Genomic DNA, 14,176 nt, shown 5'->3' with positions numbered 1-14,176 from the left:
GCGTGGTGCCGTGCGCGTGGAGCTGCTGACCAGGGAGTACCCGCCCGAGGTGTACGGCGGGGCGGGGGTCCACGTCGCGGAGCTGGCCGCCGTCCTGCGCCGCCGCCTCGACGTGCACGTGCGCTGCTTCGGCGCCCCCCGCGACGAGGACGACGTCACCGCGTACGCCGAGCCCACGGAGCTCGCCGACGCCAACGCGGCACTGCGCACCCTCGGCGTCGACCTGCGGATGGCCTCCGACTGCGCCGGCGCGGACGTCGTGCACTCCCACACCTGGTACGCGAACCTGGCCGGCCACCTCGCCGGCCTGCTGCACGGCGTCCCGCACGTGGTGACCGCGCACAGCCTGGAGCCCCTGCGACCGTGGAAGGCCGAGCAGCTCGGCGGCGGCTACGCCGTGTCGTCCTTCGCCGAGTCGACCGCCTACCACGGGGCGTCGGCCGTGGTCGCCGTCAGCGCCGGCATGCGCACCGACATCCTGCGCAGCTACCCCGACCTCGACCCCGGGCGGGTCCACGTCGTCCACAACGGCATCGACACCGGCGCCTGGCGTCCCGACGACGGCACCGAGCACGTGCGCGCCCTCGGCCTGGACCCGGACCGGCCCAGCGTCGTGTTCGTCGGCCGGATCACCCGCCAGAAGGGCCTGCCGCACCTGCTGCGCGCCGCCGAGGCCCTGCCGGACGGCGTCCAGCTCGTGCTGTGCGCCGGGGCGCCGGACACCCCCGAGATCATGGCCGAGGTCACCGGGCTGGTCGAGGAGCTGCGCCGACGCCGCCAGGGCGTCCACTGGATCGACCGGATGCTCCCGCGCCACGAGCTCGCCCAGGTGCTCACCCACGCCACGGCGTTCGTCTGCCCGTCGGTCTACGAGCCGCTCGGCATCGTCAACCTCGAGGCGATGGCCTGCGGCGCACCCGTCGTCGGGACCGCCACCGGCGGGATCCCCGAGGTGGTCGTCGACGGCGAGACCGGGTGGCTGGTCCCCATCGAGCAGGTCCAGGACGGCACCGGTACCCCCGTCGACCCCGACCGGTACGAGGCCGACCTCGGCGAGGCGCTGGCCCGCGCCGTCGCCGACCCCGAGCACGCGCGGCGGCTCGGCGAGGCCGGTCGACGACGAGCCGTCGAGCACTTCTCGTGGGACGCCGTCGCCGAGCGCACCGTCGCGGTGTACCAGGCCGCGCTGGACGACCCGGTCACCTCCGGCCGCCCCGCGGCACCGCGCTGAGCCGCGCTGAGCCGCGCTGAGCCGCGCTGAGCCGCCGCGACCGGGCGGTACCGCGTCCCGCCGACCCCCCGGTCAGTGGAGCGCCGCGTCCTCGACCGCGGCGACCAGGGCCCGGCGCGCCACCTGGTCCACCTCGCGCAGCGCGTGGGAGCGCCGGTCCGCCTGCCAGCCGCTGACCGCCGCGCCGTCGTCCTCCCGCGCCAGCTCGACGACCGCCCGGACCCGCGCCGCGGTCGCCAGGACGCGCAGCGCGCGGCCCGGGGTGCCGGGCGGGACCACCCGACGGTCCAGGCCGCCGTCGCGGATCGCCGCGATCCGGTCCGCCGCGTCCGGCCGCCACCGCTCCACGTCCAGCCCCGCGATCACCTCGGTCGAGGTCACCAGCGCCTCCCGCAGCGCCCGCTCGGCCTCCGAGAGGCTGCCCAGGTCCGTCACCCGCCGCGGGTTCGCCGCGTGCACCCGCCAGGTCACCGAGGCCCCCGGCTCCAGCCAGGACCCGAACTCCTCCACCTCCGGCACCAGGCCCGCACCACCCGCTGCGCCACCCGCTGTGCCACCCGCACCCGACGCGGGTCCCGGGACCGGTCCGCGCGCCGCCCCGCGCGCGTCGAGCGGGTGCACCAGGACGCACTCGCCGGCGTCCAGCGCGGCGACGTTCAGCGACGGGGGACCCGGCAGGCCCAGCGCGTGCCCCGGGACCGGCAGCACCACCGTCGCGAGCCGGTCGGGGGACGCCGCCCACCGGACCAGGGCGGTCAGCGCCTCGTCCGGCCGCGCGGGGTCCGGTGCTGCCGGGAGCGGCCGGCGCAGCCCCGTCACGGCCGACGTGGCCGCCGACGGCGTCACGGCGTCCGACGCCACCGTGCCCGGCGCCACCGCGTCCGGCGCCGGGGCGACGCCGTGCGGCTCGTCGTCGCGGCGCACGGCGACCACCGCGTCGGCGAGCGTGGCCTCACCGCGACGGACCGCCGCGGCCCACGTCGCCAGGCGCACCGAGCGCGGCAGGTCGAGCACGTCGCCCAGGGTAGGTGCCTCTAGGGTTCACCCCATGGGTGACGTCCTGGAGATGGCCGGCGTGAGCGTGGTCCGCGACGGGACCCCGCTGCTGGACGCCGTGGACTGGTCGGTCGCCGAGGGGGACCGCTGGGTGGTCCTCGGCCCCAACGGCGCCGGCAAGACGACCCTGCTGCAGGTCGCCGCCGGCCGGATGCACCCCACCCGCGGCGTCGCCGGCGTCCTCGGCGAGGTCCTCGGGGCCGTCGACGTCTTCGAGCTGCGGCCGCGGATCGGCCTGGCCAGCGCCGCGCTCGCCGAGCGCGTCCCCGGCGAGGAGAGGGTCGCCGACGTCGTCGTCACCGCCTCCTACGGGGTGGTGGGTCGCTGGCGCGAGCACTACGACGACCTGGACCACGCCCGCGCCGCCGAGCTGCTCGAGGCGATGGGCGTCGCGGCGCTGGCCGACCGCCGGTTCGGGACCCTCAGCGAGGGCGAGCGCAAGCGCGTCCAGATCGCCCGTGCCCTGATGACCGACCCCGAGCTCATGCTCCTCGACGAGCCGGCCGCGGGCCTGGACCTGGGTGGCCGCGAGGACCTCGTGCGACGGCTCGGCGAGCTGGCCGGCGACCCGTCGTCGCCGGCCCTGGTGCTCGTCACCCACCACGTCGAGGAGATCCCGCCGGGGTTCACCCACGCGCTGCTCCTGCGCGGCGGGCGGGTGGTCGCCGCCGGCCCGCTGGAGAGCGCGCTGACCGCCGAGACGCTGTCCACGACGTTCGGGCTGCCGCTGCAGCTCGACCGGCACGGCGACCGGTGGACCGCGCGCGCCTTCACCTGACCCGGCGGGTCCCGCCCGTCGGACGCGCCCGCGGGGCCGGGTCGTCCCACGACTAGGGTGCGGCCGTGGACTGGTTCGAGGCGGTGGCGATCCTGCTCGCAGGCGTCGCCGCCGGCACCATCAACACCGTCGTCGGCTCGGGGACGCTGATCACGTTCCCTACCCTGCTGGCCTTCGGCTTCCCGCCCGTGGTGGCCAACATCTCCAACAACATCGGGCTCGTCCCCGGCGGGGTGTCCGGCACGTGGGGCTACCGCCGCGAGCTCGCCGGTCAGGGAGCCACCATCCGCCGGCTCGCCCCGATGTCCCTGCTCGGGGCGCTCGCCGGCGCGCTGCTCCTGCTCTGGCTGCCGGCCGAGGCGTTCGCCACGATCGTCCCGGTGCTCCTGGGCCTGTCGATCGCGCTGGTGCTCGTCCAGCCCCGCCTGCAGCGGGCGATGGCGCTGCGGCGGGAGCGCCGCGGGGACGCGCCGGAGGGTCCGGGGCACGCCGTCGCCCTGTCCGGCGGCGTCCTCGGCGCCGGGGTGTACGGCGGGTACTTCGGCGCCGCCCAGGGGGTCCTGCTCGTCGGCCTGCTCGGGTCGCTGCTGCCCGAGCCGCTGCAGCGCGTCAACGCGCTGAAGAACCTCCTGTCGCTGCTCGTCAACGGCGTCGCCGCCGTGACCTTCGCGCTCGTGGCGTTCGACCGGATCGACTGGCTGGTCGTGGCGCTCATCGCTGCCGGGTCCGTGGTCGGGGGGCAGGTCGGCGCGCACGTCGGACGACGCCTGCCGCCACCCGCGCTGCGGGCCGTCATCGTCGTGGTGGGCCTCGTGGCGATCGTCCGGATCCTGGCCGAGTGAGCGCCGGACCCGTCGTCCGTGTCGACGACCCGGACGACCCGCGCCTGCACGAGTACACCGGCCTGACCGACGTGGCGCTGCGCCGCGTGCGGGAGCCGGCCGAGGGTCTCTACATCGCCGAGTCCAGCACCGTGATCCGTCGCGCGCTGGCCGCGGGACACCGGCCGCGGTCCTTCCTGATGGCGCCGCGGTGGCTGGACGACAGCCCGGACCTGCTCGACGCCGCGACCGACGCCGGGGTCCCCGTCCTCGTCGCACCCGAGCCCGTGCTGCGCGAGCTGACCGGCTTCCACCTGCACCGGGGCGCCCTGGCGGCCATGCACCGTCCCGCCCTGCGACCGGTCGAGGAGGTGCTGGCCGGCGCGACGCGGGTCGCCGTCCTCGAGGACGTGGTCGACCACACCAACGTGGGCGCCGTGTTCCGCTCGGCCGCCGGGCTGGGCGCCGACGCGGTGCTCGTCAGCCCCCGCTGCGCCGACCCGCTCTACCGCCGGTCGGTGCGCGTCTCGATGGGCACCGTCTTCCAGGTGCCCTGGACCCGGATCGAGCCCTGGCCGCAGGGGCTGGACCGCCTGCGGGAGCTGGGGTTCACCGTCGCGGCGCTCGCGCTCGGCGAGGACTCCGTGCCGTTGGACCGGCTGGCCGCGGACCCGCCGCCACGGCTGGCGCTGGTGCTGGGGACCGAGGGTGACGGGCTGTCGGCACCGGCGGTGCAGGGGGCGGACGTTGTCGTCCGGATCCCGATGGCCGGTGGGGTGGACTCCCTGAACGTCGCGGCGGCGGGCGCCGTGGCCTTCTGGGCGTTGCGGGACGGCGCCCGGCAGCGTCCCGGCGGCACGGCGTCCTGCTGACCCGACCGGGCCCCAGCCGGGTCCAGGTCCTGCCGAGGTCTCAGCCGTACGGGCCGGGAAGCCACCCGGCGGGCGACGGGGCCACCGACAGACCGAGCACCACCAGCTGGAGGAGCGTCCACAGCAGCACCTGGACGCAGAGCCAGGCCAGCGTCCCCTGTGCCAGCGCCGGCAGCGGACGGAACCACCCGGCGCGACGCGCCACCGCCAGCGCCACGAGCGAGAGCACCAGCGTCAGGGCCGCCACGAGGGCGGTGACGACGTTCACGACGCCCAGCACCTGGTCGAGGTCACCGTCCTCGAACGCCCGGCTCGGGGTGGCCGGGGAGCCGGGGGCGGCGGCGAGGTCCTCGGTGACCGACTCGTAGAGCCCCACGGACGCCCAGCCGGTGACGACGACAGCGCCCCAGGCCACGACCGTCGTGACGACCGTGAGCAGCGTGGCCCAGGCCGCGGCGGCGGGGTACGGCCGGTCACGGCGCGCGTGGTCCGCGGAGGTCGGGGGAACCGCCCCTGAGGCCGTCGGTGGTGCGGGTGGCCGCGGCGTCGGCGACGGCGGCGAGGTCGCCGGGCGAGCCGACTGCCCTGCGGGCGCGTTCACGGTGCCGGCTCCGACACCGACAGCCCGAGGCCGGTGAGCACCTCGGCGCCGGGCAGGTCGGCGAGCAGGCTCCCGGGCAGCCGCAGCTTCGAGCGTCGGACGCTGCTGCCCACGACCACCGGCCGGGCGGTCGCCACCCGCGCGTCGACGAGGACGCGCCAGCCGGTCGGCAACCCCACGGGGGTGATCCCGCCGTACTCCATCCCGCTGCCGGCGACCGCCGCGTCGGTGGGCGCGAACGACGCCTTGCGCACGTCGAGCGTCCGTCGCACCAGGCCGTTGACATCGGCCCGCGTCGTCGCCAGCACGACGCAGGCGGCCACCCGCTCCTCCCCGCCGCGACGGCCGGAGACCACGACGCAGTTCGCCGACGCCGCGGGGTCGAGCCCGTAGGCGTCGGTGAGGGCCTGGGTGTCGGCCAGGTCCGGGTCGATCGCCGCGACCTCGACGCGTGCGGCGTGCTGCCAGCCGGCCAGCGCCTCGCGGACGGAGGGGGCGAGGAGGTCGGGGGCCGAGGTCGCCGGGACCCAGCCCAGCGCCGCCGGGGGCCCGGGCCGTCCGTGGGGTGCCGGGCAGCTCACTCGGCCGGTGCCTGGAACGTCGGCGTGAGCAGCGCGCGGCCGAGCGTGTGCCCGTTGAGCGAGAAGGCGACGACGGTGGGGGTGGCGCCGGCGTGGACGCCCAGCGTGTCGACGTCCAGCGCGTGGACCGCGAACACGTACCGGTGCGGCCGGTCACCGGGCGGAGGGGCGGCGCCGTCGTAGCGGGCGTCCCCGAAGTCGCTGCGCACCATGAACGCGCCCTCGGGCAGGGCGTCGCCACCCTGTGAGCCCGCACCCCGGACCAGCTCGGTGGTCGAGGCCGGGAGGTCCACCACCGTCCAGTGCCAGAAGCCGGCAGGGGTGGGGGCGTCCGGGTCGAAGCAGGTCACCACGAAGCTGCGTGTCCCCTCGGGGGCCCCGCTCCATCGCAGGTGCGGCGACTCGTTGCCGCCGCCGTAGGTGTGCCTCTCGTCCATCGGGGCGCCGTCGGCGACGTCGTCGCTGGACAGGTCGAACGACCGGACGGCCGGCAGCAGGGAGTAGGGCTCGGGGGCCTGCGGGCGGTCGAGGTCCACGGGGTCTCCTTCGCTCGGGGGACGCTGGCCGGTGCGCGCACGGCGACCGGTCACGTGCGGCCGACGTTACCGCCGGGCGGCTGCGCGGACCGGTCGGGACGGTGCGGCTGTGGACGGGCGCGCCAGCCGTCGCGTGCACGAGCGGCCGGGACCGGCGCGCCGCGCCGCTCCCGGCCGCTGCGTGGGCACGGACGCGCTGGTCAGTCCGTCGAGGAGTTGTACTGCTCGATCTGGTCGGTCAGCCCCTCGGCCGCCTCGGTCATGGCCGCCTGCGCGTCCGACCCCAGGATCGCCTTCTCCAGACCGTCCTCGGCCGCCTTGCGCGCCTGCGGCATGACACCGAGCAGGCACCCCTGCGTGGCCGTCGTGAGCTCGGTGTCCTCGAGCTGCTGGACGGCGACGTCGAACTGCGGGTACTGCTCGCGCCACGCGACGTCCTCCGGCAGCTCCAGGGCGCTGCGGCTGATCGGGAAGTACCCCGTCCCGGTGTGCCAGGTCGCCTGCGACTCGGGCTCGGCCAGGAAGCGCACGAACCGCCAGGCGGCCTCCTGCTCGGCCTCGCTGTGACCCGGGCCGTTGATCCACAGCGAGGCGCCGCCGATGATGGGACCGGAGTCGTTCTCCTCCATCTTCGGGTAGTAGCCCACGCCCAGGTCGAAGGCGCCCTCGGCCGCCTCGGTGAAGCCGCGGACCTGACCGGTCGACTCCAGCGTCATCGCGACCTGACCCGACTTGAAGGCGTTCTGTGCGGCCTTGGTGTCGCGGCCGGTGTTGGCGGCCAGGCCGTCCGCGACCATCTGCTGCCACCACTCGACCATCTCGACGGCGGCGGGGGAGTCGAACAGGACCTCGGTGGCCTTGTCGTCCCGGCCGTTCCCGTGGTCGCAGTAGTCGTCGCCGTTCGTGGCGATGAGCTGCTCGAGCAGCCAGCCGTAGATGGCGGCGCCGAAACCGAACTCGACCGGGCCGCCGGCGGACGCCGACAGCCTCTCGGCCGCGGTGCGGATCTCGGCGAGCGTGCGCGGCGGCGACTCGGGGTCCAGACCCGCGGCCGCGAAGGCGGTCTTGTTGTAGTACAGCACCGGCATGGACGTGTTGAACGGCATCGACCAGAGCCGGTCGTCGACGCTGTAGTAGCCGGTGATGTTCTCCTGCAGGTCCGACACGTCGTGGTCGTCCCGGTCGATGAACTCCTGCATGGGCACGACCTGACCGGAGTCGATCATGAAGCGGGTGCCGATGTCGTAGATCATCACCAGCTCGGGCGTCGACTCGCTCTGCACGGACGCCTTGTACTTGGTGATCGTGTCGTCGTAGTTGCCCTGGAACACGGCGTTGACGGCGATGGTGCCCTCGTTCTCCGCGTTGAACTCCTCCACGAGGGCCGTGAGCGCCTCGCCGTTCGTGCCGTCCATCGAGTGCCAGAACTCGACCTCGGTCACGCCCTCGACGTCGTCGAGCGCGCCGGCGTCCGGCGCCTCGCCGGACGCCTCGCTACCGCCGCCTCCGCACGCGCCGAGCGCCAGGACGCCGGCCACCGCCGCCGCGGTGGGAGCCAGGCGCCTGATGGTCATTCGTGTCACTGCGTCTCCTTCGGTCGTCGCCCACCGGGTCCGGGGGCGGTCGGCGCCGCGCACGGCGGCCCCGTGGTGGTCCTACTTGACGGCTCCCGCGGTGAGGCCGCGGACGATGAAGCGCTGGCCGAACAGCACGAGGAGCACGGTCGGCAGCAGCGCGAGGACGACGCCGGCGAGGACCATCCCGGGGTCGCCGGAGTCGACGCTCTGCAGCTGGGTGATGCCGATCTGGATCGTCTGGCTCTCCGGCCGGCGGGTCACCAGCAGCGGCCAGAAGTACATGTTCCAGGTCGACAGGAAGGCGTAGATGCCCAGGGCGGCGAGGGTGGGTCGGCTCAGCGGGACGAGCACCGACCACAGGAAGCGCAGGTGCCCGGCGCCGTCCACGCGGGCCGCGTCGCGCAGCTCCGTCGGGAACGCCAGGAACGCCTGGCGCAGCAGGAACGCCCCGAACCCGGTGGCGAGGAAGGGCAGCGACAGGGCCGCCCACGTGTCGATCAGGCCGACGGAGCTCATGAACAGGTAGTTCGGGATGATGATGGCCTCCCAGGGCACCATCATCGTCGCCAGGAACAGCCCGAACCAGAACCGCGGCGCGCGCAGCGGCAGGAAGACGAAGGCGTAGGCGGCGAGGACGCTCGTGACGACCTGGCCGACCGTGACGATCGCCGCGACCGCGACGCTGTTGCCGTACTGGCGGACCAGGGGGATGAGGTCGAGCGCCCGGCCGTAGTTCTCCGGGTGGAGCCCGTCCGCGGGCACCAGCGCCGGGGGGAAGGCGTTGATGTCCCGCGGCCCCATGAGGCTGCCGGCCACCGCGTAGTACACGGGGAACAGGACGACCACGAAGAGCGCGCCCAGCACCAGGTAGGTGAGCACGGCGCCGCCCCGGGAGGCGTGCCGGCGGCGGCGCGCGCGAGGCGGCGCCGGGTCCGCGGCCCGGTCCGCCCCGCCGGTCCGCGGGGCGGGCGTGGTGGCGGTCACCGGTAGAACACCTTGCGCTCCAGGACGCCGAACTGCACGGCCGTGATGACGAGGACGACGACCAGCAGCACGATCGCCTGCGCCGAGGCGGCGCCGAAGTTGCTGTTGTTGTTGGCGAAGGCCTGGTCGTAGATGGAGTAGACGAGCGTCGTGGTGGCGCCGTCCGGACCGCCCCGGGTCAGGATGTGGATCTGCCCGAAGCTCTGCAGCGAGTGGATCGTGCCGGTGACGAGCAGGAAGAACAGCTGCGGGGTGAGCATCGGCATGATGACCGAGCGCTGCAGCCGCAGCCCGTGGGCCCCGTCGAGGCGTGCCGCCTCCACGACGTCCTCCGGCACGGCCCCGAGCCCGGCGGACAGGACGAGCAGGTTGTAGCCGAGCTGCATCCACACCGTCGCCAGGGACACCGACAGCAGCGCCCACGAGGGGTCGGTGAGCCACTGCACGCGGTCCAGCCCGGCGCTCGTGAGCAGCCCGTTGAGCACGCCGACCGCCGGGTTGTAGAGCACGGCGAAGACGACGGAGGCGGTGGCGACCGAGAACGCGAAGGGCAGCGCGAACGCGGTGCGGAAGAACCGGACCGCGCGGATGCGCTGGTTGAGCAGGAGCGCGAGGACGAGCGCCAGGAGGATGCTCGGCACGACGGTGAGCACGGTGAAGCCCGCCGTGACCGCGAGCACCTGACCGAACGACCCGCCGTCCACCAGGGCGACGTAGTTGTCGGCGCCCACGAAACCGGACGGCCGCCCGAAGATGTCGCTGCCCTGCACCGACAGGGCGAGCGACCGGCCGAGCGGGTAGACCATGAAGACGCCGAAGACCACGAGCGCCGGGACCAGGTACAGGAAGGCCTGGCCGGCGCCCGCTCGGCGCCGCGGCGGGGTCGGTGCGGCCTGCGGCACCGCCGGCGTCAGCCGGTCGGTGGTGGTGCTCATTCGGTCTCCTGACACGGGGCGGTGCGACCGGGGGGCGCCCGACGACGAGGCGGAGACTACGGGCGGTTCGTCCCCATCCGGGTCAACGGTCACGCACGGCGTGTCACAGCGCACGGCGGCGCAGTCTGCTGACCGCCGGTGACGGGCGGGTCGTCGACCGGGGCGGGGGAGGTGACCGGCCGGGGAACGGCCGGTGCAGGGGCGGGTGAGCGTGCTCACACGGGTGTGCCGAACGGGCGTCGGTGGCCCGGACCGGCCCCGGGCGAGACATAGGATGTTTCAGGCGCCCACCAGGCGCCACCCACCAACCACGGAGGAACCCCTCATGAAGCGCGCCCTGCTGCCCGTCGTCGCAGCCGCACTGCTGCTGACCGCCTGCGGTGGCGAGGACACCACGGCCGGCTCGTCGTCCAGCGCCACCAGCAGCTCCACCGCCTCGAGCGAGGCGTCGCCGTCCCTGCCCTCCGGCGCCGAGGTCAACGCGCAGGTGCGCGAGGCCTGCCAGCTCGCCGTGGGCGAGCAGGCTCCCGGGGCCACGTTCCCGACCGCCGGGACGCTTCGCGCCACCAGCGGCGGCGAGGACGGCAAGCTGTTCACCGTGATCGGCACCGCGGACGTCAGCGGCGAGCAGACCCGCTACACCTGCGAGGTGCTGGCGGGTGAGGAGCTCGAGGTGGTCAGCGCCACCGTCGGCGGCTGACCGACGTCGAGGCCGCACGTGCGAGGGTCCCCGTCCACCCGGACGGGGACCCTCGCGCGTGCTCAGGCCCCGGCACCCGGGGTCTGCGGACCCGCGGTCCCGCCAGACGACGAAACCCCGTCCACCTGGACGGGGTTCGTGGTGTCCGGAGGGGGACTTGAACCCCCACGCCCGATAAAGGGCACTAGCACCTCAAGCTAGCGCGTCTGCCATTCCGCCACCCGGACAAGGATGACCACCGACGAGCGGGCCTGCCGCGAGCCGGGAAGCGACATCGACGATAGCACGCACCGTCCGCCTCACCGAAGCCACCGGTAGCGTGCGCGGATGACCTCCGCCACCGCCCCGGACGCCCCCTCCCCGCAGGTCACCGCCGCCGACGAGGTGGCCGGGATCTGCCACGACCTGCTGCGCCTCGACACGTCGAACTACGGCGACGGCAGCGGCCCGGGGGAGCGCGCGGCGGCCGAGCACGTCGCGACGCTGCTGACCGAGGTGGGCCTGGAGCCCGAGGTGCTCGAGAGCGACCCGGGACGCACCAGCGTGGTGGTCCGCCTCGCCGGGCACGACCCGTCCCTGGACGCGCTGCTGCTGCACGGCCACCTCGACGTCGTCCCCGCCCAGGCCGCCGACTGGCAGGTCGACCCCTTCTCCGGGGAGGAGCGCGACGGCTGCCTGTGGGGACGCGGCGCGGTGGACATGAAGGGCATGGACGCCATGATCCTGGCCGTCACCCGCCAGCTGCTGCGCGAGGGACGACGTCCGCGCCGGGACGTCGTCCTGGCGTTCCTGGCCGACGAGGAGGCCGGTGGCACCAAGGGCGCCCACCACCTCGTCAGCCACCGTCCGGACCTGTTCGAGGGCGTGACCGACGCCGTCAGCGAGGTCGGCGGCTTCTCCGTGGACGTCGAGGGGCAGCGCTGCTACCTCCTGCAGACCGCCGAGAAGGGCATCGCCTGGCTGCGGCTGGTCGCCTCCGGCCGGGCCGGGCACGGCAGCCAGGTCAACGAGGACAACGCGGTCACCCGGCTGTGCGAGGCCGTCGCCAGGGTCGGCGCCCACGAGTGGCCGCTCGAGGTCACCCCGACCGTCCGGGCCTTCCTCGACGGCGTCACGCAGATCACCGGGGTCGAGCTCGACCCCGACGACCCGGCCGAGCTGCTGGACCGCCTCGGGACGACGGCGCGGTGGGTCGGCGCGACGCTGCGCAACACCGTCAACCCGACGGTCCTGGACGCCGGGTACAAGCACAACGTGGTCCCGGGGCGGGCGGAGGCCCTGCTGGACTGCCGCTTCCTCGCCGGTCGGGAGCGGGACCTCGTCGACACGGTGCGCCGGCTGGCCGGTCGCCACGTCGACGTCGAGGTGGTGCACCGGGACGTCGCGCTGGAGGTCGACACCGACGGCCCGCTGCAGCAGGCCATGGTCGCCGCCCTGCTCGCCGAGGACCCGGGAGCGCGCGTGCTGCCGTACTGCCTGTCCGGGGGCACCGACAACAAGGCGTTCAGCCGGCTCGGGATCCGCGGGTTCGGGTTCGCCCCGCTGCGGCTGCCCCCGGACCTGGACTTCTCCGGGATGTTCCACGGCGTCGACGAGCGCGTCCCCGTCGACGCGCTGCAGTTCGGCACGCGCGTGCTGGACCGGCTGCTGCGCACGTGGTGACGCCGGGAACCGCTCCGGCGCCGCCCGGCTCACGCGGCGGCCCCCGCGGTGCGGTGGTCAGGCGGTGCGCCGCACCCGCAGGATGCGACGGCGCAGCCAGACCCGTCGGGCGCCTCCGACGTAGACGAGGACCCGGGCCAGCTCCCACCGGCCGTACTCGGCGTGCTCGGTCAGCAGCTGGCGGGCCTCACCACGCGAGGTGCCCCGCGGCAGGGTGAGCACCCGGTACTCGTAGCGGTCGTCCTCGGTCATCACGTGCCATTGTGCCGCGCCCGCCCGGCCCGTGTGCCGCTACGGTCGTGCCATGAGCACCGACCCGCGCGCCGCGCTCGACCGCCTCGTGGCCACGCTGGAGGCGCACCTGCGTGCGGCGCAGCAGCGCAGCAGCGAGCGCGACCCCGCGGTCGAGCAGGCCTACCGGGCGCTGGCCGACGCCTTCGAGACCTACGACGAGGCGCTGTACCGCGCCTACGACGAGATCACCCCGTTCGTGCTCTACGACGACGTCGAGGACGAGCGGGACGACGACGACCTCGACGACGAGGACGACGAGGACGACGACCTCGACGAAGACGACGACCTCGACGAAGACCTCGACGAGGACGACGAGGACGACGAGGACGACGACGAGGACGACGACGAGGACGACGACGAGGACGAGGACGGGCTCGACGACGTCGACGACGTCGACGACCTGACCGACGTCGAGGGCGACCACGACGACCAGACGGTCGAGGACGAGGACGACTACGAGTTCGAGCCCCGGCGGGGGTCCGACACGTCGTCCAGGGCCTGACGGATCTCCTCGGGGAGCTCGAGCTCCTCGGCCGCCAGGGAGCCCCGCAGCTGGGCGGCGGTCCGGGCTCCCACCAGCACCGAGGAGATGCCAGGGCTGTCGCGCGCCCAGGCCAGGGCCACCTCCAGCGGGGCGCAGCCCAGCCCGTCGGCCGCGGTCGCGACCGCTTCGACGACGCGCCGGCTCGCGGGGCCGAGGTACGGCTGGACGTAGCCGACGAAGTGCGGTGACGCGGCCCGCGAGTCCGCCGGCGTCCCGGTGCGGTACTTGCCCGTCAGCACCCCACGGCCGAGCGGGGACCACGCGAGGACGCCCGCGCCGACGGCGTCCGCGGCGGGCAGGACGTCGGTCTCCACGGCGCGCGCGAGCAGCGAGAACTCCACCTGGTCGGCGACCAGGGGCGCCTCCCCGCGCTCGGCCGCCGTCGCCGCGCGGGCGAGCTGCCAGCCGGAGTGGTTGGCCACCCCGACGTACCGGGCCCGGCCGGTGCGCGCGGCCTCCGCCAGCGCCGACAGCACCTCGTCGACGGGGACGTCGGGGTCCCAGGCCTGGGCCAGCCACAGGTCGACGTGGTCGGTGCGCAACCGGGCCAGCGACGCGTCCAGCGTGTCGAGCAGCGCACGGCGCGAGCAGTCCACCGCGCCCAGGCCCGGCGGGCCGGTCAGCCCGGCCTTCGTGCACAGCACCACGTCGCGGCGGGCCACCCGCTCACCGAGCAGCGCGCCGAGCAGCTCCTCCGAGGCCCCGTCGCCGTACGCGGCGGCGGTGTCGACCAGGGTGCCGCCGGCGTCGACGAACGCGGCCAGCTGCTCGCTGGCCTCGTGCTCGTCGGTGTCGCGGCCCCACGTGAGGGTGCCCAGGCCGGTGCGGGAGACCCGCAGACCCGACCTGCCGACGTACCGCTGCTCCATGGTCGGCAGGCTAGCCGCGGGCCGTGACGGCGCCGGGGACCTGCACCCGGCGGGCCGCGAAGGTCGACCCGCCCGGAGGAGGGCCGGCACGCACCGTGACACGCGGCCACGCGCCACGCGGCCACGGCACGCGAG

At 75.0% G+C, this 14,176-nt stretch carries 16 protein-coding genes and 1 tRNA gene; 7 read left to right on the top strand and 10 right to left on the bottom strand.

Annotated elements, in window-relative coordinates; genetic code table 11:
* Positions 1–10: 10 nt before the first annotated feature.
* A complete protein-coding gene (glgA, locus tag ACYVQV_RS01025) occupies positions 11–1,231 on the top strand; it encodes a glycogen synthase (RefSeq protein ID WP_461021392.1) in 1,221 nt (406 codons plus the stop codon).
* A gap of 72 nt (positions 1,232–1,303) precedes the next feature.
* Here the strand turns inward: glgA and ACYVQV_RS01020 are convergent, their stop codons facing one another.
* The gene (locus tag ACYVQV_RS01020) at positions 1,304–2,245 is read right to left on the bottom strand and encodes a hypothetical protein (RefSeq protein ID WP_461021391.1); all 942 of its coding nucleotides are present in this window, start codon (positions 2,243–2,245) and stop codon (positions 1,304–1,306) included.
* 34 nt (positions 2,246–2,279) lie between these two features.
* Between ACYVQV_RS01020 and ACYVQV_RS01015 the strand changes: the two genes are divergently transcribed.
* The 3 genes from ACYVQV_RS01015 to ACYVQV_RS01005 all read left to right on the top strand — a co-directional run bounded on the left by ACYVQV_RS01015 (position 2,280) and on the right by ACYVQV_RS01005 (position 4,758).
* The gene (locus ACYVQV_RS01015) at positions 2,280–3,065 is read left to right on the top strand and encodes an ABC transporter ATP-binding protein (RefSeq protein ID WP_461021390.1); all 786 of its coding nucleotides are present in this window, start codon (positions 2,280–2,282) and stop codon (positions 3,063–3,065) included.
* 65 nt (positions 3,066–3,130) lie between these two features.
* A complete protein-coding gene (locus ACYVQV_RS01010) occupies positions 3,131–3,907 on the top strand; it encodes a sulfite exporter TauE/SafE family protein (protein WP_461021389.1) in 777 nt (258 codons plus the stop codon).
* The gene (locus ACYVQV_RS01005; protein ID WP_461021388.1) at positions 3,904–4,758 is read left to right on the top strand and encodes a TrmH family RNA methyltransferase; all 855 of its coding nucleotides are present in this window, start codon (positions 3,904–3,906) and stop codon (positions 4,756–4,758) included. The genes ACYVQV_RS01010 and ACYVQV_RS01005 overlap by 4 nt, the downstream gene beginning before the upstream one ends.
* A gap of 40 nt (positions 4,759–4,798) precedes the next feature.
* On the opposite strand, the gene ACYVQV_RS01000 is transcribed toward ACYVQV_RS01005, so the two are convergent.
* The 6 genes from ACYVQV_RS01000 to ACYVQV_RS00975 form a co-directional block, all read right to left on the bottom strand.
* Positions 4,799–5,173: a hypothetical protein gene (locus ACYVQV_RS01000; protein WP_461021387.1), complete on the bottom strand. Its 375-nt coding sequence runs from the start codon at positions 5,171–5,173 to the stop codon at positions 4,799–4,801.
* A gap of 182 nt (positions 5,174–5,355) precedes the next feature.
* The gene (locus ACYVQV_RS00995; RefSeq protein WP_461021386.1) at positions 5,356–5,940 is read right to left on the bottom strand and encodes a YbaK/EbsC family protein; all 585 of its coding nucleotides are present in this window, start codon (positions 5,938–5,940) and stop codon (positions 5,356–5,358) included.
* Positions 5,937–6,476 (bottom strand): YbhB/YbcL family Raf kinase inhibitor-like protein, encoded by a 540-nt coding sequence (locus tag ACYVQV_RS00990; protein ID WP_461021385.1) that lies wholly within the window; start codon positions 6,474–6,476, stop codon positions 5,937–5,939. Before ACYVQV_RS00990 ends, ACYVQV_RS00995 begins: the two co-directional genes overlap by 4 nt.
* Before the next feature lie 200 nt (positions 6,477–6,676).
* Entirely contained in the window at positions 6,677–8,050 is a 1,374-nt protein-coding gene (locus ACYVQV_RS00985; RefSeq protein WP_461021384.1) for an ABC transporter substrate-binding protein, read from the bottom strand.
* An 81-nt stretch (positions 8,051–8,131) separates the two neighbouring features.
* Complete coding sequence (locus ACYVQV_RS00980; protein WP_461021383.1) at positions 8,132–9,037, bottom strand: carbohydrate ABC transporter permease; 906 nt, start codon at positions 9,035–9,037, stop codon at positions 8,132–8,134.
* Positions 9,034–9,972 carry a carbohydrate ABC transporter permease gene (locus tag ACYVQV_RS00975; RefSeq protein WP_461021382.1) on the bottom strand — a complete coding sequence of 313 codons (939 nt, stop codon included), beginning with the start codon at positions 9,970–9,972 and terminating at the stop codon, positions 9,034–9,036. Before ACYVQV_RS00975 ends, ACYVQV_RS00980 begins: the two co-directional genes overlap by 4 nt.
* A gap of 325 nt (positions 9,973–10,297) precedes the next feature.
* Between ACYVQV_RS00975 and ACYVQV_RS00970 the strand changes: the two genes are divergently transcribed.
* Positions 10,298–10,672 carry a hypothetical protein gene (locus tag ACYVQV_RS00970; RefSeq protein ID WP_461021381.1) on the top strand — a complete coding sequence of 125 codons (375 nt, stop codon included), beginning with the start codon at positions 10,298–10,300 and terminating at the stop codon, positions 10,670–10,672.
* A gap of 139 nt (positions 10,673–10,811) precedes the next feature.
* On the opposite strand, the gene ACYVQV_RS00965 is transcribed toward ACYVQV_RS00970, so the two are convergent.
* Positions 10,812–10,899 (bottom strand) — tRNA-Leu (locus ACYVQV_RS00965).
* A 100-nt stretch (positions 10,900–10,999) separates the two neighbouring features.
* Here ACYVQV_RS00965 and ACYVQV_RS00960 point away from each other — a divergent pair.
* Positions 11,000–12,334, top strand: coding sequence for a M20/M25/M40 family metallo-hydrolase (locus tag ACYVQV_RS00960; RefSeq protein WP_461021380.1), 1,335 nt, complete (start codon positions 11,000–11,002; stop codon positions 12,332–12,334).
* 57 nt (positions 12,335–12,391) lie between these two features.
* Here the strand turns inward: ACYVQV_RS00960 and ACYVQV_RS00955 are convergent, their stop codons facing one another.
* Positions 12,392–12,586 (bottom strand): DUF5703 family protein, encoded by a 195-nt coding sequence (locus ACYVQV_RS00955; RefSeq protein ID WP_461021379.1) that lies wholly within the window; start codon positions 12,584–12,586, stop codon positions 12,392–12,394.
* A gap of 52 nt (positions 12,587–12,638) precedes the next feature.
* On the opposite strand from ACYVQV_RS00955, the gene ACYVQV_RS00950 reads away from it, so the two are divergent.
* A complete protein-coding gene (locus tag ACYVQV_RS00950) occupies positions 12,639–13,130 on the top strand; it encodes a DNA primase (protein ID WP_461021378.1) in 492 nt (163 codons plus the stop codon).
* Here ACYVQV_RS00950 and ACYVQV_RS00945 read toward each other — a convergent pair.
* Positions 13,082–14,041: an aldo/keto reductase gene (locus ACYVQV_RS00945; protein ID WP_461021377.1), complete on the bottom strand. Its 960-nt coding sequence runs from the start codon at positions 14,039–14,041 to the stop codon at positions 13,082–13,084. The genes ACYVQV_RS00950 and ACYVQV_RS00945 overlap by 49 nt on opposite strands.
* Between the last annotated feature and the right edge of the window lie 135 nt (positions 14,042–14,176).

This window comes from Thalassiella azotivora, assembly GCF_054781695.1.
The sequence above is the reverse complement of the archived record's forward strand: the minus strand, read 5'-3'. Positions and strand labels throughout refer to the sequence as shown.